Source organism: Lacrimispora struthionigena (assembly GCF_048627165.1).
Taxonomy (GTDB): domain Bacteria; phylum Bacillota; class Clostridia; order Lachnospirales; family Lachnospiraceae; genus Lacrimispora.
Window position 1 is genome coordinate 1 of sequence record NZ_JBMBWP010000003.1, and the last position, 23,110, is coordinate 23,110.

Genomic DNA, 23,110 nt, shown 5'->3' on the forward strand with positions numbered 1-23,110 from the left:
CTTCCCAGTTCCAGTCTTCCTTTGGCATATCGATTCCTTCTTTTGCAAGAAGAGACTTATTTACAAACATCAGGGTGGGAACAACTTCATAGGGAAGGGCATACTGATGCCCTCCGTTGCGTCCGGTATCCAAAGCAGTAGCGAAAAAGTCCTCTTTGTGAAAGTTGTCATCAGAGGACATTAAATCTTCCAGATCCTTCATCACTCCAAGAGAAGTAAACTTATCAAAATCAGAATCTAATACCATGAATACATCCGGCGTTTTTCCTTCTAAAAGCTTTCTTGCACACCACTCGGAGTAATCCTCTTTAGCAATTCCACTGTAATAGTGAATCTTAACATTGGGATGATTTTTTTCAAAATCAGCAATGGCCCGGTCGAATATCTTAAAACTGTTGGCACTTGCAACATCCCAGTTGCTGCCGGTAAACATACCAAATTCCAGAATAACGGGACGGCTGTTTTTATTGTAGAGAAAGAAGCAGGCCGAAAGCAGAAGCAAGCCAATCATCCCACTTAAAAGATAGCGCCTTTTTTTCATAAAGCTCCCTCTGTTTCCAAGGACCGCCCTTCCACCTTATTTCTCACGTTGGTCTGAACCGCCCAGATTGCAAGCTGGGTCCGGTCTCTTAAATTCAGTTTATTTAAAATAGTGCTTAAATAATTTCGTACGGTTCCCTCTGATAAGTTTAAAGTCCGCGCGATTTCCCGGTTGCTTGCTCCTTTTTCAACCTGGGCAATGATCTTCCATTCTGCTCTCGTCAGCTCATCCATATTTTTTTCTTTGACTGTAATGGAGTAATCGGCTTTTGCCATCTGGGAGAACAGCCTTAAAACCTTTGCTGTTATATCCGGATTAATCATTGCACAGCCATTGTAAACAGTCGTGATGGCATTGGCCAGTTCTTCCATGGAGACTCCTTTTAGTAAATACCCGCTTGCACCGTATTTCAGGGCATTATAAACATATTCATCATCGTCAAATGTAGTCAGTATGATGATCTTAATCTGAGGGTAACTTTCCTTAATGAGTTTCGTGCACTGCACCCCATCCATTTTAGGCATACGTACATCCATTAAGATCACGTCCGGTTTGTTTTTGCGGATGCACCGCATCACTTCCTGGCCGTCTGCCGCCACATCGGTAACGGCCATATCTTTCCTGCTGTTTAAGACAATCTGCAGACTCTGGCGTATCAGTTCCTGATCATCGGCAATCAATACTTTAATCATAGGTCTCTCCCCTCCGGATCGGTATTCTTGCATTTACGATAAAACCATCACTTCCATCAAATGTAACAGCTCCGTTGAGCATACGAATCCGCTCTTTCATATGCTTGGTGCCGAAACCGCTTTTCATTTCTTTACACCCAATTCCATTATCTTTAATCTGTATCAGAATATCTTCTTTTTCCATTTTCATGGTTACCCAGATCTCCTTTGCCTGCCCATGACGTATGGCATTGGTGATTCCTTCCTGAACCACACGGTAAATGGCATTCTCTTCGTCCTCGCCGAATTTTAAATTACTTACCCTGCAGTCAAAATAGACTCTTGTTTCTGATACTGCATTGATGTCTGTTACCATCTTATTAATGGCAAATTCCAGGCTGAAACGGTCCAGGGCATCAGGCCTTAGTTCACTGACAGAACGGCGGATGTCCTTAATCCCGTCTCTGGTAACTTTGCTTATCAGCTCCAGCTGCTTTTTTGTCTGTTCCGGTGAGATGCTGATTATCGCAATACAGGCATCAATTCCGGCTGAAATCCCTGTGAGTGTATGCCCCAGCGTATCATGAATTTCCCTTGCCAGGCGGTTGCGTTCTCTTGTTTCCGCCATTTTTTCCGCCATAAGAGAATACTTTTGCAGCTGTTCGTTCACATCGTGGAGTTTTTCGTTTAATCCGTGTATTTCGTCAATATTTCCCTGCTGCTCATTGATAATATTGACGCAGTAAGCAACAAACAGAATTACATTTAAAGATATGAAAATGTTATAAACACTCAGAAAATACTGCTGTTTTGAGGCGCTGTAAAAAGCGATATAATCCTGTATGGAATACAGTCTGTAAGAGATTGACAGCAGTTCATAATCAGCAAGAATAAAACTTCCAATAGCAACGGCTGCCAGTATATATCTGGATTTTCCGTTTTTTACGTACAGAATAACGTTGGAAAAAACCAGCAGCAGGATTCCGTTATAGTTGAAATTCAGTTCAATGATAATGGCAAAGCAGGCAATAAAATCTGCAACCAGACTGGTTAAAATAACCTTGCTGTTATTGGGAAACAACCGGTCTCTAATTACCATACTTAAAGTGAGAAAGCCCAACAGCAGGGCACAGAGCCAGATTTTTGCATAGGGATACCAGACGATGGCCTGAATTTCATTTAAAAATTCTCTGGCATCGTAGGCTCTTCTGATTTTTTCGATGGTAGCGTATATAAAAATACTGATTCCCATTACGGATATAATGTTAATAATCAGGATTGCGGTCTGCAAAATCCTGATCCTGCCGTTAAATTTATTATCTTCCATCTCTCACCTACTGCCAGCCATCAATTTCGTATTCAGCCAGATTGTCCTTTGTAATGAAAGTACTGGACAGGCTTATGTATGGGTCCACAGGTTCTCCGTTTAAGTACCGGTAGGCGGTTTCGGCAGCAACCCTACCAATGGCTTTGGGGCTTTGGGCACTGGTTCCGGTCACATACCCCATGTCCAGAATCGCCTTAAAGTCAGGAGAACCGTCTATCCCGTAGATCAGGACTCCATCTTCCTTTCTGGCCTGCTGAAGTGCTGCCAGTGCGCCAAGAGCCGTAGGGTCGTTGCCTCCAAGAACCACATCAAACCCTTTATTCTGGTTTAAAAACTCTTCCATCACTTTGGACGAAACCTCAATTTCCCCTGCTGCCGCATGCCGGTATACCACCCGGTAGTTGGGATTGCCTGCAATAGCATCGGTAAATCCCTGGGCACGGTAGGTAATGGACATCTGAATGGGATTATCCAGTATTACAATGTCCGCAGCTTTCCTTCGCTTCATCATATCCAGGGCGCAAAGCTGACCTGCCTGATAGTTGTCCGTTTCAATCACGGATATGACCAGATCCCGGTCCTTCACCACAGTATCTACGTTAATTACTGCCACGCCTGCTTTTTTACAGGCAAGTAAAGCCGGGCGAACCTCTTCCCAGTCCACCGGATTTAAGAAAAGCATGCTGATTCCTTCGTCGATTAGTTCTTCAATCTGTTCATTCTGCTTCTTCTGATCCTGCAAGGGATCTCTGGTTAAAAGAATATCTCCATTGGCTTCCACCACTTCTTCAATCCCCTGTCCCAAAACATTAAAGTAGGGATTATTCCGCGTCATATAGGTGGCACCAAATATGAGAGCTTCGTGAGGAGGTGCTTCGTCCTTCCTCCTGCTGCAGCCGGCAAACAAAGCTATAGTCAGTGCAATTAAGAGAAATACCCCAGCCTTTCTCTTCATGTATAAACACCCCCGTGTTTTTTTATTTATTATACCACAAAAAGCGTTTCACTGTTAAGGAAACGCTCCCTGCTCTTAGCAGAATTTTAGCCCTTTTTCTTGTTCCGCAGGTAGTCTACAAATACTGCCAATAGAATGACAATACCCTTTACCACATACTGCCAGAATGAGTTGACATTCAAAAGATTCAGTCCGTTGTTTAATACACCAATAATCAGTCCTCCGATAATGGTGCCTCCGATTTTACCGGAACCGCCTGCCATGGAAGTTCCTCCAACCACAACTGCCGCAATGGCGTCCATTTCTGCTCCGTCTCCTGCAGTGGGCTGGCCGGAATACATACGGGAAGCGAGAACAACACCTGCAAGACCTGCCATAAGTCCGGAATAGGTATGTACCAGTAATTTTACTCTTGCCGTACTGATTCCGGAGAATCTGGCGGCCTGGGAATTACCTCCCACTGCATAGATGTGGCGCCCCAGCTTTGTCTTATTCATAATAACTGCGGTGATGATTAATACAAATACCAGGATTATAACAGGGGTTGGAACTCCTCCAATGTAGCCGGCACCAAGAAACTGCCATTTCTTCGTAACGACTCTTACGGGAGAGCCGCCGGTATAAACGTAAGCCAGACCTTTTGCCACATTCATGGTGGCAAGTGTGACGATAAACGGCGGAATGGTTGTTTTGGAAATAACCACACCGTTTGCCATACCAACTGCCGTACCGATGAGAATGCCGATTAATATGGCTGCAAATATAGGAAGATTGTAACGTGCCACACAGCCTGCGGCAACACAGCCGGACAGGGCTATAATGGAACCTACGGACAGGTCGATTCCTCCTAAAATAATTACCATGGTCATTCCGCATGCAAGGAATAAGTTGGAAGAAATCTGCCTAAGTACATTAAATATATTTTTATGTGTGAGAAATACACCGCTGGTCTTTGGAAATATGGACAGGAAAATACACAGAATCAGCAGTGCACCGATAATTCCGATGTTATCTTTTAAATACTGTTTTACATTTTTTTGAATTCTTGTTGTCATCTGATTTCTCCCTCTTTCCTACTTGGCTGCCAGCTTCATAATCTGTTCCTGGGTTATGTTTTCGCTATGGTGGAAACAGCCGGTGGTTCTTCCGTCACACATGACATATACCCGGTCGCTCATGTTAAGAATTTCCGGCAGTTCGGAAGAAATCATGATAATTGACATTCCCTCTTTGACCAGTTCATTCATGGTTGCATATATTTCAGATTTCGCCCCTACATCCACGCCTCTGGTTGGCTCATCGAGAATCAGGATGTCAGGAGAAGTGGCCAGCCATCTTCCGATCATAACCTTCTGCTGGTTTCCGCCGGATAAGTTTCCAATCAGCTGTTCCTGGGATGGTGTCTTTGTATCCATCATTTCAATATATTTTCCGGTTATTTCTTCTTCTTTTTTCAGATTGACCAGTATGCCTTTGATAAAAGATTTTAGCACTTCTATTGTGGAGTTAAAGCGCACGCTCTGCACCGGATAAAGGCCTTCCTGCTTCCGGTCCTCCGGCACCAGTGCTATTTTGTAGTTCATGGCATCCAAAGGAGATTTAATCTTTGCCGGTTTCCCATTTACATAGATTTCCCCGGACAGACATGGGGTCAGACCAAAAATACATTTCATGGTTTCACTTCTGCCTGCTCCCACTAATCCGGCAAAGCCGATGATCTCTCCCTGACGCAGTTCAAAACTGGCTCCTTTTACCATCCTGCCGTCTGTTATGTTTTCACATTTTAATACAACATCACCCGGTTCCTTATAATCCCGGGTATAATATTTTGTCAGTTCCCGCCCAACCATCATGGAGATTAACTGGTCTCTTGAAGTGTCCTTCACAACTTTTGTTCCCACATAGGTACCGTCCCTTAAAACAGTCACCCGGTCGCAAATCTGCTCAAGCTCATCCATTTTATGAGAAATATATATAATTCCCACACCTTTTTGGGTCAGCATACGCATGGTCTGAAACAGGAACTCCACCTCTTTATCCGATATGGAGGAGGTTGGCTCATCCATGACCAATATTTTTGAACGGTAGGAAATGGCTTTTACGATTTCTACCATCTGCTGCTGGGCAATGGTTAAATCCTTGACAAAGGCTCCCGGAGAGATGCTCATATGATAATCATCTAAGAGCTTACCTGCTTCCCGCTCCATTGTTTCATGATCTATAAAACCGCCTTTCCCAGGTTCCCGTCCAAGAAAGATATTTTCTGCTACGGTCATATGAGGGACCAGTACCAGTTCCTGATGGATGATGGAAATTCCGTTGGCATGAGAAGCATTTACTCCGTCAATGACCACGTTCTGTCCTTCAATGAAAATTTCTCCCTCTTCTGCAATGTAGATTCCGCCTAATACCTTGATTAACGTGGATTTTCCGGCCCCGTTTTCACCAAGAAGGGCATGAACTTCCCCAGGGAACAGTTCAAAATCCACTCCCTGCAATGCATTAACTCCTGGAAAAGATTTATGTATGTTTTTCATTTGAAGCAGAATTTTTTCACTCATATATTCACCTGCCTGTTCGTTATCCATTTATGACGTCAGTCTGGAAAAAAGGCACCGCCTCCCGGAGCATGTAACACGCTTATTCCAGGAGGCATGTTCCTCTTATCTGTATTTACTGCCAGCCGTCTGTGCCATAATCCTTTACATTCTCAGATGTAATGAGGAATGTTTCCACGGGATACCGGTCAGCGACTTCTTCCCCGTTTAAGTAGGAATACATAATGTTAACTGCAGACTGAGCAATTTTAACTGGTGACTGAGCGCCGCTTCCTTCAATAAGAGAAGTGCCGGAAGCCATTTCTGCCTTAATATCAGGAGAACCATCTACACCATAGATTTTGCAGTCCTTAATGCCTGCTGCATTTGCAGCTGCCAGTGCGCCCAATGCAGTGGGATCATTTCCGCCGAAGATGGCAACTACATTGCCATGAGCCTGAAGTAAATCTTCTGCAATCCCCATGGAGACCTCTAAATTTCCTTTTGCATCCTGCTGGGCAACGATATTGAAGTTGTGGTTTTTAATGGCATCCAAAAATCCGTTTGTTCTGTCTGTTACGGAATTCATGGTTGGGGAATCAAGAACAATGATGTCTCCGCCATTGGGGCATTTCTTTACTAAATCTTCTCCGCATACGAAACCTGCATTATAGTTATCAGAGCCGGTGTAAGAAATCAGATAGGACATATCAGCAACTTCCGTATCAAAGCCTACCGTTGGAATCTTTGCTTCTTTTAACTGGTCCAGAGCGGGAAGGATTCCTTCTGCTTCTGCCGGATTCATAAACATGGCATCAATTTTCTGTGATACCAAATCTTCAACTTGGGTGATCTGAAGGGTTACATCATTGGCCGGATCCACTGAAACCAGTTCGTCTCCCTGAGCTTCAATCATTTCCCGCATGGTTTTTTCGATCGTTACAAAGAATGGATTGGTACCGTCCATACAGGTATATCCGAATTTATAATGCTTACTTGGATCTTTCTTTTTTACATTTGCGTCTGCCATGTTTACGGCAGATTCTGATTTTACAGCAGCCTTTGTTTCTGTTTTTGCCTCAGCTTTTGTTTCCGCCTTTGTTTCCGCTTTTGTGGTTTCCGCTGCTTTTGTTGTTTCAGGCGCCTTTGTTTCTGGTTCCCCATTGCTGCAGCCTGCCACAGACATTCCGGCAAGAGCTGCGCACATCAGAATTGCGGCAAGCTTTTTTGTGCTTTTTTTCATGGTAAATCCTCCTTATACATTATACAGTTGTGTTATGTGCTGCATAAACATCATATCATCCCACTGTTTTTAAAACATGTGCACAATGTAATTAGTTTTTCATTACATTTGTCATATTTAATATGCTGTATTAAGCGAATCTGGATTGCCCATGGCTGAATTTTCATCACATTGCACAATTACTCTGCCTTCGGGTATTCGTTGCAAAGGAGGCGGTAAGGTGGCTCGTCTTCTTCTATTTTTGGAAAGCGGCCGACTGGCTGGTAAAATCGGTTGTCCTCCTGATCATCGTTACACATGGATACTTCACCAAGCAGCACCGGACCGGAATGGGGTTCCACATGAAAATCATGGTAGAGATAAGGATAAATGGTAATGCTCTCCCCAGGGTGCAGTGTTACCACGGTTCCGGCAGGAACCATATAACTTCTTCCATCCCTGTTAACTGTTACGTCGGAATCAGAAAAACCTCCGTCTGGGCCGGATTCGTAAACACGGATCTGCACATTGCCTCCCCCTCTGTTTATAATGTCCTCCATTTTTGTCCAGTGAAAATGCATGGCGGCTGATTGTCCTTCTTTTAAGAAGAGAAGTTTTTCTGCATAGGTTTTTGTATATTCCTTTTGCTTTACATTCCCATTTCGAAGAGTAATCAGTGAAAAACCGGTCCGGTCGAAATCCCCAAGTCCAAAATCCGTAATATCCCAGCCAAGCATATTGTCACGGATTTCATCGTAATCATGTCCTTTTTCTATCCATTCCTCTGGAGTAAAGCTGCAAAAAGGCGGAAGGGAAAATCCACATGTCTGAATCATCTGTTCCATATCCTTTAAGGCTTTGTTAACTTCAGAACGTTTCATAGCATTCCGCTCTCTTTCTGCTCCATACCAGAAAACACTTTAATGGTATGAAGCACGTCTTTTTTCATTGCCTCCACGCCCCAAAGGGTCACATCATGGTAAAATACCACATCCTCTGCATTAGCGGTTTTTTCTTTCACATACATGCCGCCGGCCTTTGCCAGGTAGGTATAATAATTAATCTTACGGACCCCGCGTTTGATGCACTGATAAAAATCTTCATCGCTGATTCCCGAACCTCCGTGCATGACAATGGGGAGAGCCACTTTGTCCCGAATCCGGCTGATTCTGTCAAGGTCCAGATTGGGCTTTTTTAAATAGAGTCCATGTACAGTGCCAAAGGAACAGGCCAATGCGTCAATTCCGGTAAGTGAAGTAAATGCTTCCGCCTGATCCGGATCTGTGTAGCAACTTTCGGCCGCTTCATTTCCCTCGCTTTCCCCTACGCTTTTGAATTCTTCTCTGCCCATTGCACCAATCTCTCCTTCAACAGAAGCTCCATATGCGGCTGCAAGCTCCACCGCAATTTGAGTACCTGCTGCATTTTCCTCAAAAGACAGGGCGGAACCATCATACATAATGGAGGTGAATCCCATGTCAAGGGCCTGTTTTAACTTCTTAAAATCGTCTCCGTGATCTAAGTGTACTGCGACGGGAACGGCGGCATGTTCTGCCATCATAACCATGATGGGTCCCATTACGGTAAGGGGGATAATTGTTTCATGGACAGGTGCAAACTGTAAAATGACCGGCTGTCCGGTTTCCTCCGCAGCTCCCAACACTGCCTGGATTCCTTCCAGAGAAGTAATATTAAAGGCACCTACAGCAATGTTTCTGGCTTCTGCCAGGTTAAGAATTGATTTCATGGTAACAAGCATATGTAATTCCTCCTTTTTATTTATGGCAGGATTCGTTTCTGTTCTTCCCACCCGTTTTTGATTTTTTCCTCTAATGTTTCGAAGGGCAGCAGTCCGCTTACTGTATCATAAGCTGTCACACAGGAAGCACCTGTTGCCGACGCAAGTTTCACACATTCTTTTGGAGAACGTTTCTCCAGCACGGCTTTAATAAATGCGGCAATACTGGTATCTCCGGCTCCGGTGGCAGAAAGAATCCGGTCTGGCAGAAAGCTGTTCTGGAAGTAAGAAATATCTGACCAGCCTTTTAAGAAATCCGGGCCATCTGCAAACGCCTGTTTTGAAGCTGTCTTTAAGTACATTCCCGCTGCACCGCATTTTAAAAGAACTGCCTTTGTGCCCAGATGCAGAGCCTGATCTGCAATGGTTTCCACGTCTTTCTTTAAAGAGAGAATGGAGGTAATATCATCGCCGTCAGCAATTTCCTGCCATTTATCATAGAGCGGACGGTTTAACAAAAACCCCAGTTCTTCAATGCTGGGTACAAAAAAATCCACATAGGGAAGCACGGAATCAAAAATCCGGTCCCAGCGGCAGGATGCAGCTTCCGATTCCGGATCCACCGCCGCCAGATCCAGTGAAGTGGTAAGTCCAAGCTCTTTCATGCGGCAAAAAAGCTCTTTTAATTCCAGTCCGTCATTCTGGTAGAACCGCTTCATCAGTGTCGGATAACCAAAATGAAAATGAGCTGCTTTTGCCGCTTTACTAAAATCCACATGTTCAAAGCCAAAGGTGTCATTACAACCGGGATTATGAAGAAATAACCGGTCAACCCCCTTTGGTGCCAGAACAATCGTGTAGGATGTATCCTCTCCGGGAATAACCGTAATGCAGCTTTCACACCCTCTTTCCTGTATTTTTCCTTTTAGGATCTGTCCAAAGTCATCATCCCCTGTGTTTGCCATCAAAAGGACATCTGCTCCCAATGCATGCAGCCCAAGCCCAGTGTTAAAAACCGCTCCGCCTCCGGATATGTTGGCTTTTCCCACTTCTAAAAGTTTACCGGGCTGAAAGGACTTTAAAATTTTTCTTCCGTCACTGCTTTTAAAGACCGGTGTAATATCCAGGGAAATGTGTCCGGCAACAATTATTTTTTTATTTCCCGCCTCATCTGGCATATAAATACCCCCTTTCCTGTCTTCATCATAACAACCGCAGGAGGAAAGTCAATAATATTTATGCATATATCACTACATAGCTTGTCTATATGACAATTGTCATGTGAATATTGCACAATGTTTTTTCCTTTCCTACTTAAGATTCTAACGATATAAAAACTTTCTCATTTAACTGTTGACAAATGAATACAAAGTCCTTATATTAGTTGTTAATATAAAAACTTCATACGAAATATGAAAGACGAAGACGTTTCCTGCCAGGAAATCCCCTTCGTCTTTTTTATTTGTTCTTTCGTTTGTGAAGCTGCCGGGAGGAGGTATATGGTTGTACAGTATTGGCGTGGATATAGGAACCAGTACAACGGAAATTATTATCAGCAATATTAAGATCTCAACCAGAATGGGGCCATCCCTTCTTCCCACCACTAAAATCGATGAGACTGAGGTTATCTATCGAAGTCCGGTTATCTTCACACCACTGATTTCAAGAGATATCATAGATTTTGAACAGATCCGGGAACAGGTAAAATCGGCTATGAAAGAAAGTGGAATTCATAAGGAGAACATAGAAACCGGAGCCGTTATCATTACGGGTGAAACAGCCAGAAAGGATAATGCCCGGCAGGTGAATATCTGGTTATCAGAGTATCTGGGTGATTTTGTTGTTGCTGCCGCAGGACCCAGGCTGGAAGCGGTTTTAGCCGGGAGGGGAGCCGGAATCAGCGAAGAATCAAAAAGGAGGAGCAAAAGAATCGTTAACCTGGATATCGGCGGGGGAACCTTAAATGCGGCTGTATTTGACTGCGGTATCTGTACAGATTCTTTTGCAATGGATATTGGCGGAAGGCTGATAAAACTGGATGACACTGGCAGCGTAACCTATATTTCAGACCGGATTCTCCATATAATTACCAGGCATAAACTGGCAATCAGACAGGGTGAAACTGCTGATATCAATGTGCTGGAACGTTTCTGCGATTATCTGGCAGACAGCTGCCTTCAGGCACTTGGATTACGTGAAATGAATAAGGATACTTTCCCGTTATATATCACAGATTTCACCATTCCAGAGAATCTTGATTTTATATCCATATCCGGTGGAGTGGGCGAATACGTGGGATCATTAAATGAAAATGAAAGCCATGCAGAATGGTTTCAGTATGGCGACATCGGTCCTTTACTTGGAATCAAAATCACTCAGGCTCTTACCCCCTATAAGAGCAGGCTTATCATACCGGAGGAAAAAATAAGGGCAACCGTAATCGGAGCAGGAAGCCACTCTCTGTCCGTCAGCGGAAGTACGGTAGGTGTTGAACCCTCTATTTTACCTATGCGAAATATTCCCATAGTAAAATGCCCGGCAGCTGCCAGCCAGTGGGAAGATGTATATAGAAGTACCAGACCACTTATGGAGCTTTACGAGGATGAGATTCTTGCAGTGAGTATAAAAGGGGGAAAAAGCCCTGGATACGTGGAACTTAAACTTCTTGCAAATCAGATCGCCAGACTTTATGAGGGATTAAAAAGTCCTGTAATTGTGCTTTTAAAAGAAGACTTTGCAAAAGCACTGAGTCAGATGATCCGGATTCATACGCCATGCAGCAAACCAGTTATCTGCCTGGATCAGATCCAGGTTGAGGACGGTGATTATATAGATATCGGATCACCGGTTGGAAGCGCGGTACCCGTTGTGATTAAAACATTAGTGTATCAATAAAAACAAGAAAAATCAGGAGGATTCCATTATGGAAGAAAAAAATTTGAACAAAGCTCTTACACCGGTTAAGCTATGGGCGATTATTGTAGGTGCAGTTGTATCCGGTATGTATTTTGGCTGGAATTACCTGTTTGAAAAGACTAATTTTACAGGAGCTTTAATTGCAACATTCATTGTCACACTTTTCTATGTCTCCTTTGTCTTTTGTTACTCAGAGCTGGCAACGGCCATCCCGTCTGCAGCCGGTCCAACCGCATATGCAGAAAAATCATTCGGCAAGTTCGCCGGTTTTATAGCCGGTTTCTCCATACTCCTTGAGTATATCTTTGCAACACCAGGAATTGCACTTTCCATTGGTGCATATGTACATGGACTGCTTCCTGTCATCCCGGCCAATATCGCCGCTATCACTGCCTTTTGTATCTTTGTTTTTATTAATATCAAGGGAATTGAATCTGCTGCCATCGTCAGTGTAATTGTTACGGCAGTGGCGATTCTTGGAGTAGCTGTTTATTTTATCCTTGGAATTCCAACTGTAGATGTACACGGTCTGTTCTATTCCGGAGCTTCCATGAACGGCATGCATGGCATATTTGCTGCCATTCCATTTGTGGTCTGGTTTTATCTGGCTGTGGAGTCAGGAGCAATGGGGGCGGAAGAATGTAAAAATCCGCAAAAAGACATACCAAAAGCATTTATATCGGGAATCGGAGCACTGGTTGTTATGGCGGTTGCTGTCCTTATCGTTACTGCCGGAAACTCTGCCTCAGATTTGTCTGCTGTGGCATCCACTGATAATCCACTTCCGGCAATCTTATCAAAAGTCTATGGTGAACATTCATTTCTTGTGAAATTGGTGGGATTTTTTGGATTATTCGGTCTGGCAGCCAGCCTTCATGGAATAATGATCGGATATTCCAGGCAGGCATACGCCATGTCCAGAAGCGGCTATCTTCCAAAAGCACTTTCAAACCTTGATAAAAAAGGTACTCCGGTCTTTGCTCTTGTGAGCACCAGTCTGATTGGTCTCTTTTTTGTAATCACCGGAAATGTAGGCAGCCTGGTTGTCTTCTCCTGCATCGGCTCTTCTGTAATGGCAGTTTTATCCATTGCCTCCTGGTTTGTTCTCAGAAAAAAAGAGCCGGCACTGGCTCGTCCTTACCGGTTAAAATCCGCCCTTATTCCAACCATTGCGGCAGTTACCTGTGCAGTAGTCGTAGTTGCCCTGGTAGTTTCCCAGGCCTCTCTGTTGTTCCTGGCTGCCATTGTTTATGCAGCTGCTATTCTTTATTACCTTGTAAAAGACAAGGTTTTTGCAAATGGATTTGTATCCGCAGAAAATGAAATGGAAGCATAGGAGGCCGAAAAGGTGAAATTGAAGACAAGATTATTCGGTAAAACCTACGAATTTCGTTCCGTCAGGGAGGTCCTGGCAAAAGCGAATGAAGAAAAGTCCGGTGATACACTGGCTGGAATTGCCGCAGCAGATGCAGCAGAACGTATTGCTGCCAAAGTTGTACTTGCCGATTTATCCGTTTCTGATTTACGAAACCATCCGGTAGTTGATTATGAAACCGATGAAGTCACAAGAGTCATTCAGGATGGAGTGGATGAGGAAGCCTATAAAAAAATCAAATCCATAACCCTTGGAGAACTGCGGGAATTTATTCTTGCCTCTCCTGCTGCTGCCATTGAAGAGATTCGTGATGGTCTCACTGCCGAGGTGATAGCGGGTGTGACAAAGCTGATGAGCAATCTTGATATCATTGTGGCTTCTAAAAAACTGATTGTCCCGGCCACCTGCAATACAACAATCGGTCTTCCGGGAACTCTGGCCTCCAGGCTGCAGCCCAATCACCCCACAGACAGCATTGAAGGGGTTATGGCTTCTGTGTTTGAAGGAATTTCCTATGCAAATGGCGATGCATTAATCGGTTTAAATCCTGCCATAGATACTGTGGAGCAAACGGATAAAATTTTGCGGGCTTTCCGTGACTTTATGGAGAAATGGCAGATTCCCACCCAGAACTGCGTCCTCTCCCATGTGACCACCCAGATGGAGGCTTTAAAAAAAGGCAGTCCTATGGATTTAATGTTTCAATCCATTGCCGGATCACAGATCTCCAATACGGCATTTGGAATCAGTACAGCCTTAATGGATGAGGCTTATGAGGTGATGAAGGAAAAGAAAAGCTCCAAAGGTCCCAACTTCATGTATTTTGAAACAGGTCAGGGGTCCGAACTTTCTTCAGAAGGTCATCATGATGCAGATCAGCTGGTAATGGAAGCACGGTGCTACGGATTTGCAAAGCGTTACCACCCTTACTGCGTCAATACCGTAGTAGGTTTTATCGGACCGGAATATTTATATGACGGAGCTCAGGTAATCCGGGCCGGACTGGAAGATCATTTTATGGGAAAACTCACCGGTATCCCCATGGGCTGCGATGTCTGTTATACCAATCATATGAAAGCCAGTCAGAATGACCTGGAAAACTTAGGTGTTCTCCTTGCCAGCGCCGGTGTCAATTATGTAATGGGAATACCGGCAGGGGATGATATTATGCTGATGTATCAGTCCTCCAGTTATCATGACGCAGCAGCCTTTCGGGAAACAAGCGGAAAACGCCCCATGAGAGAATTTGAAAAACGCATGGAAGAACTGGGGATTATGAAAGACGGACAACTGACGGAACGCGCCGGTGATCCCTCTATTTTCACACAGGAGGTGAAGTAAATGGATCAGGATCTTGTAAGGGATATCTCTACCCTTGATTTAACAGAACGGGTAACAGTTAACCAGCCGGCTGACCTTCAGTCCTGTGTCAATTTAAAGAAGACTACGGCTGCAAGAATCTGTGTGGGCAAGGCAGGAACCAGGCTGAAAACGGAAACCTATCTCCGCTTTCGTGCTGATCATGCTGTCGCCATGGATGCCGTCTGGTCAGAGGTGGATGAAAAAGTGGTGGATCAGCTGGGATTTTTAAAGGTTCAGAGTTTATGCAAAAATAAAGATGAATATATAACAAGGCCAGATCTTGGAAGACGTTTTTCCGAAGACACCCTGAAGATAATTAGTGAAAACTGCAGACACGATGCAGACGTACAGATCATCGCAGGTGACGGTCTCAGTTCTCCTGCAATTACCAGTAATCTTCCGGATATTTATCCCATGCTTATGGATGGGCTGAAGGAAAAAGGCTATAAAGTTGGTGATCCAATCTTTGTTAAATATGCAAGAGTTGCGACTATGGACCGGATCAGTGAAGCATTACATTCGAAAATCACCATTATTCTCATAGGAGAAAGACCTGGTCTTGCAACCGGAGAAAGCTTAAGTGCCTATATGGCATATGAATCAAGCACGAAAAAGCCGGAATCCCAGAGAACGGTAGTCTCTAACATCCATAAGAATGGTATGCCTCCAGTTGAAGCTGGCGCACAGATTATTTCAATTGTGGATGCGATGATGGAAGCAAAAGCAAGCGGAATCGATTTAAAATTATAAATACATACCAGGCGGGGTACGGATTCCTATAAAGGAACTCATACCCCGCCTGATTTCATGCTTATTGTAAATAGTCACTAACGCCCTTCCAGGCACCTTTTAAATGAAACTCAGTCTGTTCCTGACTTATATCGACTGACTCCTGTTTTTTATACTTCTGTAAATGAAAACCGTCTTTTAAAACTGCAGAGGTTAAGATTCCTGGTTTCAGTACATGAACCGGACAGGAATAGATGCATCTTAAGCACAAAATACAACGAAAGCCGAATTTGGGAATTCCCTGATCCATTTTAATGTTCCGTGTTGGACATTTTTGTGAACATTTCCCACAGTGAGTGCATTGTGAGGAGGGGCGTATGGAAGCACCAAAAAATCTTGCACCCACATGTTCTCCTTTTCCAAGCATTGCAAGCAGACGATCCTGGGGCTTTGCCATCAGAAAATGATGTTCTCCGTTCAGAATATCTTCAATCATTTCTTTTGTTTTTTCCGGTAATATGCGTATTAATTGCTGATTAATTTCATCCCCCGCATTGGTACCGAAATTAGACGGCATTACAATCATTCTTTCATAGATCAGATGATATCCCTTTTTCTTTAGCATCCGTCTGCAGGCCATGGTGCAGGCTGTATTGGGTGAGATATCTCCTCCTCCCGACACAGGTACGATCGCAACCATGGTGCGGCTTGATTTTGGAAGCCCTTTTACCCATTTTTCGGTAATGGAAGCCAGGCGGAAGGCATATACAGGCGAAAATATCACCAGAAGATCCGGCGGTTTTAAATTTCCCGGATCATGATTTTCCAGACTGATGGTTTTGCTTTCCAATCCCTTCTTTGCCAATTGTTGTGCGAAACACAGACAGACTTCTTTTGTACAACCAGTCCCTGAAAAATAAGCCAGGGTGATTTTTTTTGGTTTTAACAATGGTATTCCCCCTCTGCGAATCAAATTTTTATGAATTCATCATACTATCTCAGTAATGAAAAAGATAGTGTCTTAACAAGAAATAATATCAAAAGTATTTCAAATAAGTTGTTTTTACAACAAACAAAACAGAGAAACTATGGTATGATAAACGTAATTTCAGAAACCAACTTACAATTAACATAGAGAAAGGAACTATTATGTCAAATTATTTTAAAGCTTCTGATACGATCTTTCATATCACGGAAACCTATCCGGAAACCATTGAAGTATTTATTGCCAATGGTTTTGAAAATTTAAGCAATCCCGTTATGCGCAGAACTCTTGGAAAAACCATTTCTTTAGAAACAGCATTGGCTATGAGAAAGGTAAACCAGGAACTTTTTATAAAGAAACTGGAGGAAGTAATCGGTGAGAAGGCGCCCAGCCTGACGGACGGTCTTACTCCTGCACAATCAGAAAATAAAGGGGATATCCGTATCGAGGGCGTACTGCCCTGTCCTATCCGCATACCTCTTTTAGAAAAATTCGAATCCTGGCTTGAGGAAAATAAAGACTCCCTTGGATATGAGGTGGAGTATCATTTAAAATCTGCAAACCTGGGACTTGATGATGTAAAGGATCGGGTTATTTTAGCAGATGGAAATCCTGACGGTCTGTCAGATCTTTATCTTTCAGCTGGTTTTGACTTATTCTTTGACAAAAAGATGATTGGCGGTTATCAGGATTTAGGCGTATTTGAAGATCTTTCCGGTATGGAGCATTTAAACCCTGATCTTGATAATGAGAACTTATCACTGAAGGACCCCAAAAACCAGTATGCCATTATCGGTATTGTTCCTGCTGTTTTCATGGTTAACACCAATGTATTAGGAGACCGCCCATTCCCTGAGAGCTGGGCAGATTTAATGAAGCCGGAGTTTGAAAACAGCATCAGCCTTCCCATGAAGGATCTGGATATGTTTAATGCATTCCTGCTTCACATCTACCGCTATTATGGGGAAGAAGGAATCGAAAAGATGGGGAAAGCCCTCTTACAGAGTATGCATCCGGCTCAGATGATCAAATCCCACAAGTTAAAGGATGGAAATAAGATTCCTGCCATTACAGTTGCACCTTATTTCTTTGCAAGCATGACAGATGAGAAAAGCCCTATGCGCCCGGTGTGGCCAAAGGACGGAGCCATAATCAGTCCGATTTTCCTGCTGGCAAAATCAAAGAATAAGGATAAGGTAAAACCTTTCGTTGATCTTTTATATTCAAAAGATATTGGAGATATTCTTTCCTCCAACGGAAAATTTCCGTCTACCAATCCCATGGTGGACAATCAACTGAAACCCGACCAGAATTTCATGTGGATCGGCTGGGATTTTATACACAACAATGATATTGGAGAATTAATTAAAAAAATAGAAAAGCTGTTCTTTGCAGCTGCTCAGAAGGAGTTCTTATGAATCTGATTGTATTTTCAGGTCCGCCCTCTTCCGGTAAGACATCGGTCATTTTAAAAACAATTTCATCCTTTCGTGATAAGAACATTAAAGTGGGCGTGGTGAAATTTGACTGTCTTTATACAGACGACGACGTTGCCTATGAAAAAGCGGGAATCCCTGTGAAAAAGGGCTTATCCGGCGCTTTATGCCCGGATCACTTCTTCGCTTCCAACATTGAAGAGGTGGTTAACTGGGGAAATGAAGAAAAGCTTGATCTGCTTATTACAGAATCGGCAGGTCTTTGTAACCGCTGTTCCCCTTATTTAAAAGAGGTAAAGGGAGTTTGTGTAATCGACAACTTATCCGGTATTAATACTCCTAAAAAAATCGGTCCCATGTTGAAATCTGCTGATTTTGTGGTAATTACCAAAGGTGATATCGTTTCCCAGGCAGAACGGGAGGTATTTGCTTCCTGTGTCAGCTCTGTAAACCCAAGAGCTATTACCATGCATGTGAACGGGCTGACTGGACAGGGAGCTTACGAACTGGCAAGCCTTCTTTATGATGAAAACCAGAACATTCAGACTGTCCAGGGAATGCAGCTTCGTTTTCCCATGCCTTCCGCCCTGTGCTCCTATTGTCTTGGGGAAACAAGAATCGGAGAAGCCTATCAGATGGGTAATGTTAAGAAAATTGATTTAGGCGGTGATAAAAAATGACAAATATAAGCATAAAAAAACTGCTGGAGGAATATCCGTTTGCTGCTGCATATTTTGAACAGAATAAGCTTACGATCGCAGGATTTGAAGATCAGACATTTGAGGAATTTTTAAATCATTTCTCAGAGGAAGAACTGGAAGATCAGGCGATTGATAAAGCAAAGCTTTTGTCTGACCTGCCTGTGTATCTGGATCAGATGCGTCAGTTTTTGGGAATGGAAAATGACCGGCTGGTGCATTCTCTCACAATTTTACCAGGTCATGATAAATCAGGAACTGTGGAAGGCTTTCAGGAACTGACCGTAGAAACATCCCAGATTATATCCATAGTGGGTCCTACCGGTTCAGGAAAAAGCCGGCTTTTAGCAGATATCGAGTGGACGGCTCAAAATGACACTCCTACCGGACGAAGCATTTTAATTAACGGCGAAGTCCCTGATATGAAGTGGCGTTACTCCTCAAATAACAAGCTGGTGGCCCAGCTTTCCCAGAACATGAACTTTGTTATGGACTTAACGGTAGTTGACTTTTTACGGATGCATGCGGAAAGCCGTATGGTTCAGGATCCTCAGTCTGTAATAGACCGGATTATTGCCGCAGCCAATGATCTGGCAGGAGAAAAGTTTGAACTTTCCACTCCGGTTACCAGCTTAAGCGGCGGACAGTCCAGAGCCCTAATGATTGCAGATACTGCCATATTAAGCTCCTCTCCCATTGTCCTGATTGATGAAATTGAAAATGCCGGAATCGACCGGAAAAAGGCTTTAAAGCTTCTCGTGACATCAGATAAGATTGTATTGATGGCAACCCACGATCCCCTTCTTGCGTTAATGGCAGACAAGCGGATTGTCATTAAAAATGGTGGTATTAATCATGTGATTTATACCAGTGAAGAAGAAAAACAGCTGCTTGATAAATTGGAAAAAATGGATTCACTTATCCAGACCGCACGCCAGGAACTTCGGTCAGGAAATACACTTTCTCCCGACCTGCTGGCAAATTAAAAAGTTTTTTGTTAATCCTCCAATCAGGTTTAAACAGCCTGTATTGGAGGATTTTCTTTCTGATTAAGCCTGTATCCCGCGGATTAGATTAACCATCTCAATAGCCCCCGCTGCGCAGTCAAACCCTTTGTTGCCTGCTTTCGTTCCGGCCCGCTCAATTGCCTGTTCAATGTTTTCTGTCGTCAGAACTCCAAACATAACCGGAATTCCACTGCTTAAGGATACCTGGGCAATGCCCTTGGAGACTTCACTGCAAACGTAATCGTAGTGAGTGGTGCTGCCCCGGATAACCGCGCCCAGACATATGACAGCATCATATTTGCCGCAGCCTGCCATCTTGGAAGCGATCAGTGGGATCTCAAAAGCCCCGGGTACCCATGCTACTTCCATGTCCTCCTCGCTGATCCCATGCCGTTTTAAACAATCCACAGCGCCGCCAAGAAGCTTTGATGTTATAAATTCATTGAAACGTGCGGCTACAATGCCGATCCGGATTTTTTCTGATACCAGTGATCCTTCGAAAACTTTCATGATAAATTCTCCTTTATGATTAATAGTGTAAAATGTGTCCCATTTTGTTTTGCTTGGTTTTTAAATAAAACAAATCGTGATCATTTGCCGGAATCTGTATCGGAACCCGCTCAATAATTTCCATACCAAAGCCAGACAGCCCATACACCTTATCCGGATTATTGGTAAGCAGGCGCAGGGTTTTAACGCCCAATTCCCTCAATATCTGAGCGCCGATGTAATATTCTCTGGGATCGCCTTCAAAGCCTAACGCAAGGTTGGCTTCCAGAGTATCCATGCCTTTGTCCTGCAGGGCGTAAGCACGCAGTTTGTTAACCAGTCCGATGCCCCGGCCTTCCTGGCGCATATAAAGGAGTATTCCTCTGCCTTCCTGTTCAATCTGCGTCATGGCGGCAGCAAGCTGCTGTCCGCAGTCACAGCGCATGGAGCCGAACGCATCTCCGGTCAGGCACTCAGAATGAACACGGCACAAAATATTTTCCCCGTCACCGATTTCACCTTTGACAAGTGCGACATGATGCTCTCCGTTTAATTGATTAATAAAGCAGTAAGCTTTAAAATCTCCATATTTTGTGGGCATGTCGCTGATTGATGTCTGCTCCACCAGCCTGTCGTGTTTTTTGCGGTATTCCTGCAATGCAGCAATGGTAATAAAGGGAATCTTCCACGTTTCAGCCAGTGCTATCAGTTCAGGAGTCCGCATCATGGTACCATCCTCCCCCATAATCTCACAGCAAAGTCCACATTCCTTCAGCCCTGCCAGACGCATGAGATCCACGGTGGCTTCTGTGTGTCCGCCACGCTCCAACACCCCGTTTCGTTTTGCAAGCAGTGGAAACATATGCCCGGGTCGACGGAAATCTTCCGCTTTTGCTGTATCATCCACACATTTCATTGCAGTCAGTGATCGCTCCGCTGCAGAGATCCCGGTGGTTGTATCCCCATGATCTATAGATACAGTAAAGGCAGTGGAATGATTGTCGGTATTTTCAGAAATCATCTGGTGCAATTCCAGGCGGCGGCACAACTCTTCATTCATGGGCATGCAGATCAGCCCTTTCCCGTGCGTAGCCATAAAGTTAATATTTTCGGTGGTGGCAAACTGGGCCGCGCAGATGAAATCGCCTTCATTTTCCCTTCCCTCATCGTCTGTTACAAGAATGATTTTTCCCTGTTGAAGCCATTTAAGTGCCTCTTCTATGGTATTATACTCAAACATTTTACTCCTCCTAATAGCCAGATTTTGTTAAGAATTCTCTTGTGATACCGCTTGGTTGCGGTTTATCCGGTGATGATAATAAAAATTTTTCCAGGTATTTCCCCATAAGGTCATTTTCCAGATTAACCAGATCACCAGCTTTTTTATAGGACAGGATGGTGGATTTTACTGTATGGGGGATAGCAGAGATACAAAACTCCGTATTATTTGCGGTTGCCACTGTCAGACTGATGCCATCCACTGCAATAGAGCCTTTCTCTACAATATAACGAAGTATCCTGCTGTCAGCAGCAATGGTGTACCAGATAGCATTGTCATCCCTTCGAACGGACATTATCTTACCTGTTCCATCGATATGACCAGAGACAATGTGTCCGCCAAATCGTCCGTCAGCCGCCATTGCACGTTCCAGATTAACAAAATCGCCAGGATGCAGTTTTCCAAGACAGGAACGGTTTAAGGTTTCATGCATCACATCTGCCCGGAACGTATGGGAAGAAAGACTGGCTGCCGTTAAGCATACGCCGTTTACTGCCACACTGTCCCCAATTGCCAGATCATCGAAAATCACCCTGCCCTGTATAGTCAGCGAAGCGGACTGAGCACCCTTTTTTAATTCCTTCAGTACGCCTGTTTCTTCAATAATTCCTGTGAACATTAGGCATTACCTCACTTTCAATTAAAATATCTTCGCCCCAATAGGATACTGCAGTGTTTGTGAGAAGAAAGCCATCTTCTGGACTGGGTACACCAAGTCCTGCCACTGGTGATTTCCCGTTTGATCCCCCAAAAAGCTTTGGCGCAATGTAAGTCTGCACTTTGTTTACGATTCCTGCATGCAATGCTGACCAGTTAAGAGTACCCCCGCCCTCCAGCAATATGCTGTCAATTTTTTCTTCACCAAGCTTTGTCATGAGCTCTGATAAATCCAAATGTCCATCTGACTGTTTTACTGAGAGAACCCGGCATCCAGCGTTTAAATAGGCCTGCTGTGCCTGCAGATCGCTACAGGATGTTGCGATTAAAGTCGAAACTTCATTTGCAGTCGTCACAATCTTTGATGTAAGCGGAAGCCGCAGATTTGTATCGCAGATAATGCGAAGGGGGTTGCGCCCTCCCTCCAACCGGCAGGTAAGAAGGGGATCATCTGCCATAACGGTTCCAATTCCCACCATTATGGCACTGTAACGATGCCGGTCTTTTTGTACGTTTTCTCTTGCAGCTTTCCCGGTTATCCATTTGGAGTCACCTGTATACGCCGCTGTTTTTCCGTCCATGGTCATGGCATATTTCATGACAACATATGGTTTTCCCGATTGGATAAAATGGAAAAATACTTCATTGAGCCTGTCACACTCCGATTTTCGTATTCCCTCTGTGACTTCAATTCCTTTTTCCTGCAGCTGTTTAATCCCCTTTCCTTTGACCAAAGGGTTAGGGTCTAAACTTCCCACCACGACTCTTCGGATTCCTGCATTTAGAATAGCTTCTGTACAGGGAGGAGTCTTTCCATAATGGCAGCAAGGTTCCAGTGTCACATAAAGAGTTGCCCCATCCGGAGATTCTTCACAGCTGGCAAGAGCATTTATTTCTGCGTGGGGAGCACCAAACTGCTCATGGTACCCTGTGCCGATCACCCTTCCATCCTTTACAATTACAGCTCCAACCATTGGATTGGGATTTACAAAGCCACACCCATTTTTTGCAAGCTCCAGGGCTATACCCATACATTCCATGTCGTCCATATCACACCACCTTTCATTCAAAAAAAATGCCTTGAACACAGGGTTCAGGGCATTTTTTTGGCAATCCATCCATTATTTATGGCCATCAACACAAAAAGCTCTGAAATGAAATGATCATTCCAGAGCGTGTTAATCAG

At 44.0% G+C, this 23,110-nt stretch carries 22 protein-coding genes; 7 read left to right on the forward strand and 15 right to left on the reverse strand.

The window, feature by feature from the left end:
• The 10 genes from ACOAOT_RS25045 to ACOAOT_RS25090 form a co-directional block, all read right to left on the reverse strand.
• Positions 1 to 541: ABC transporter substrate-binding protein (locus ACOAOT_RS25045; RefSeq protein ID WP_420219484.1), on the reverse strand; the 541-nt coding region annotated here is incomplete at its 3' end.
• Positions 538 to 1,233: a response regulator transcription factor gene (locus ACOAOT_RS25050; RefSeq protein WP_420216693.1), complete on the reverse strand. Its 696-nt coding sequence runs from the start codon at positions 1,231 to 1,233 to the stop codon at positions 538 to 540. The genes ACOAOT_RS25045 and ACOAOT_RS25050, both read right to left, overlap by 4 nt.
• Positions 1,226 to 2,539, reverse strand: a complete 1,314-nt coding sequence (locus ACOAOT_RS25055; protein ID WP_420216692.1) for a sensor histidine kinase — start codon at positions 2,537 to 2,539, stop codon at positions 1,226 to 1,228. The genes ACOAOT_RS25050 and ACOAOT_RS25055 overlap by 8 nt, the downstream gene beginning before the upstream one ends.
• A gap of 7 nt (positions 2,540 to 2,546) precedes the next feature.
• Positions 2,547 to 3,494, reverse strand: coding sequence for a sugar ABC transporter substrate-binding protein (locus tag ACOAOT_RS25060; RefSeq protein WP_420216691.1), 948 nt, complete (start codon positions 3,492 to 3,494; stop codon positions 2,547 to 2,549).
• Positions 3,495 to 3,580: 86 nt separating this feature from the next.
• Complete coding sequence (locus ACOAOT_RS25065) at positions 3,581 to 4,549, reverse strand: ABC transporter permease (protein WP_104436244.1); 969 nt, start codon at positions 4,547 to 4,549, stop codon at positions 3,581 to 3,583.
• 18 nt (positions 4,550 to 4,567) lie between these two features.
• On the reverse strand, positions 4,568 to 6,055 hold the full coding sequence (locus ACOAOT_RS25070) for a sugar ABC transporter ATP-binding protein (RefSeq protein ID WP_420216689.1): 1,488 nt from the start codon (positions 6,053 to 6,055) through the stop codon (positions 4,568 to 4,570).
• 112 nt (positions 6,056 to 6,167) lie between these two features.
• Positions 6,168 to 7,274, reverse strand: coding sequence for a sugar ABC transporter substrate-binding protein (locus ACOAOT_RS25075; RefSeq protein WP_420216688.1), 1,107 nt, complete (start codon positions 7,272 to 7,274; stop codon positions 6,168 to 6,170).
• A gap of 179 nt (positions 7,275 to 7,453) precedes the next feature.
• Entirely contained in the window at positions 7,454 to 8,134 is a 681-nt protein-coding gene (locus ACOAOT_RS25080; RefSeq protein ID WP_420216686.1) for a D-lyxose/D-mannose family sugar isomerase, read from the reverse strand.
• Entirely contained in the window at positions 8,131 to 9,012 is an 882-nt protein-coding gene (locus ACOAOT_RS25085) for a class II fructose-bisphosphate aldolase (RefSeq protein ID WP_420216685.1), read from the reverse strand. The genes ACOAOT_RS25080 and ACOAOT_RS25085 overlap by 4 nt, the downstream gene beginning before the upstream one ends.
• A 20-nt stretch (positions 9,013 to 9,032) precedes the next feature.
• A complete protein-coding gene (locus ACOAOT_RS25090) occupies positions 9,033 to 10,169 on the reverse strand; it encodes a carbohydrate kinase family protein (RefSeq protein WP_420216683.1) in 1,137 nt (378 codons plus the stop codon).
• Between the two features lie 325 nt (positions 10,170 to 10,494).
• Between ACOAOT_RS25090 and ACOAOT_RS25095 the strand changes: the two genes are divergently transcribed.
• The 4 genes from ACOAOT_RS25095 to eutC are packed head-to-tail and all read left to right on the forward strand — an operon-like array spanning position 10,495 to position 15,394.
• On the forward strand, positions 10,495 to 11,886 hold the full coding sequence (locus ACOAOT_RS25095; RefSeq protein WP_420216681.1) for an ethanolamine ammonia-lyase reactivating factor EutA: 1,392 nt from the start codon (positions 10,495 to 10,497) through the stop codon (positions 11,884 to 11,886).
• Between the two features lie 28 nt (positions 11,887 to 11,914).
• Complete coding sequence (gene eat / locus ACOAOT_RS25100; protein WP_420216680.1) at positions 11,915 to 13,243, forward strand: ethanolamine permease; 1,329 nt, start codon at positions 11,915 to 11,917, stop codon at positions 13,241 to 13,243.
• 12 nt (positions 13,244 to 13,255) lie between these two features.
• Complete coding sequence (locus ACOAOT_RS25105) at positions 13,256 to 14,623, forward strand: ethanolamine ammonia-lyase subunit EutB (protein ID WP_420219485.1); 1,368 nt, start codon at positions 13,256 to 13,258, stop codon at positions 14,621 to 14,623.
• A complete protein-coding gene (gene eutC / locus ACOAOT_RS25110; protein WP_420219486.1) occupies positions 14,624 to 15,394 on the forward strand; it encodes an ethanolamine ammonia-lyase subunit EutC in 771 nt (256 codons plus the stop codon).
• A gap of 61 nt (positions 15,395 to 15,455) precedes the next feature.
• On the opposite strand, the gene ACOAOT_RS25115 is transcribed toward eutC, so the two are convergent.
• Positions 15,456 to 16,322 (reverse strand): EFR1 family ferrodoxin, encoded by an 867-nt coding sequence (locus ACOAOT_RS25115; protein ID WP_420219487.1) that lies wholly within the window; start codon positions 16,320 to 16,322, stop codon positions 15,456 to 15,458.
• Positions 16,323 to 16,522: 200 nt separating this feature from the next.
• Between ACOAOT_RS25115 and ACOAOT_RS25120 the strand changes: the two genes are divergently transcribed.
• The 3 genes from ACOAOT_RS25120 to ACOAOT_RS25130 are packed head-to-tail and all read left to right on the forward strand — an operon-like array spanning position 16,523 to position 19,478.
• Positions 16,523 to 17,776, forward strand: a complete 1,254-nt coding sequence (locus ACOAOT_RS25120) for an ABC transporter substrate-binding protein (RefSeq protein ID WP_420219488.1) — start codon at positions 16,523 to 16,525, stop codon at positions 17,774 to 17,776.
• Positions 17,773 to 18,474, forward strand: a complete 702-nt coding sequence (locus tag ACOAOT_RS25125; RefSeq protein ID WP_277407578.1) for a GTP-binding protein — start codon at positions 17,773 to 17,775, stop codon at positions 18,472 to 18,474. Before ACOAOT_RS25120 ends, ACOAOT_RS25125 begins: the two co-directional genes overlap by 4 nt.
• Entirely contained in the window at positions 18,471 to 19,478 is a 1,008-nt protein-coding gene (locus ACOAOT_RS25130; protein WP_420219489.1) for an ATP-binding cassette domain-containing protein, read from the forward strand. The genes ACOAOT_RS25125 and ACOAOT_RS25130 overlap by 4 nt, the downstream gene beginning before the upstream one ends.
• 63 nt (positions 19,479 to 19,541) lie before the next feature.
• Here ACOAOT_RS25130 and ribH read toward each other — a convergent pair whose 3' ends face one another.
• From ribH to ribD, 4 genes are read right to left on the reverse strand one after another with little or no spacing between them, the layout of a single operon-like run.
• Positions 19,542 to 20,009: a 6,7-dimethyl-8-ribityllumazine synthase gene (gene ribH, locus ACOAOT_RS25135; RefSeq protein ID WP_420219490.1), complete on the reverse strand. Its 468-nt coding sequence runs from the start codon at positions 20,007 to 20,009 to the stop codon at positions 19,542 to 19,544.
• 19 nt (positions 20,010 to 20,028) lie between these two features.
• Positions 20,029 to 21,228, reverse strand: a complete 1,200-nt coding sequence (locus ACOAOT_RS25140; protein WP_420219491.1) for a bifunctional 3,4-dihydroxy-2-butanone-4-phosphate synthase/GTP cyclohydrolase II — start codon at positions 21,226 to 21,228, stop codon at positions 20,029 to 20,031.
• 10 nt (positions 21,229 to 21,238) lie between these two features.
• The gene (ribE, locus tag ACOAOT_RS25145; RefSeq protein WP_420219492.1) at positions 21,239 to 21,886 is read right to left on the reverse strand and encodes a riboflavin synthase; all 648 of its coding nucleotides are present in this window, start codon (positions 21,884 to 21,886) and stop codon (positions 21,239 to 21,241) included.
• Complete coding sequence (ribD, locus tag ACOAOT_RS25150) at positions 21,867 to 22,973, reverse strand: bifunctional diaminohydroxyphosphoribosylaminopyrimidine deaminase/5-amino-6-(5-phosphoribosylamino)uracil reductase RibD (protein ID WP_420219493.1); 1,107 nt, start codon at positions 22,971 to 22,973, stop codon at positions 21,867 to 21,869. The genes ribE and ribD overlap by 20 nt, the downstream gene beginning before the upstream one ends.
• Positions 22,974 to 23,110: the final 137 nt, after the last annotated feature.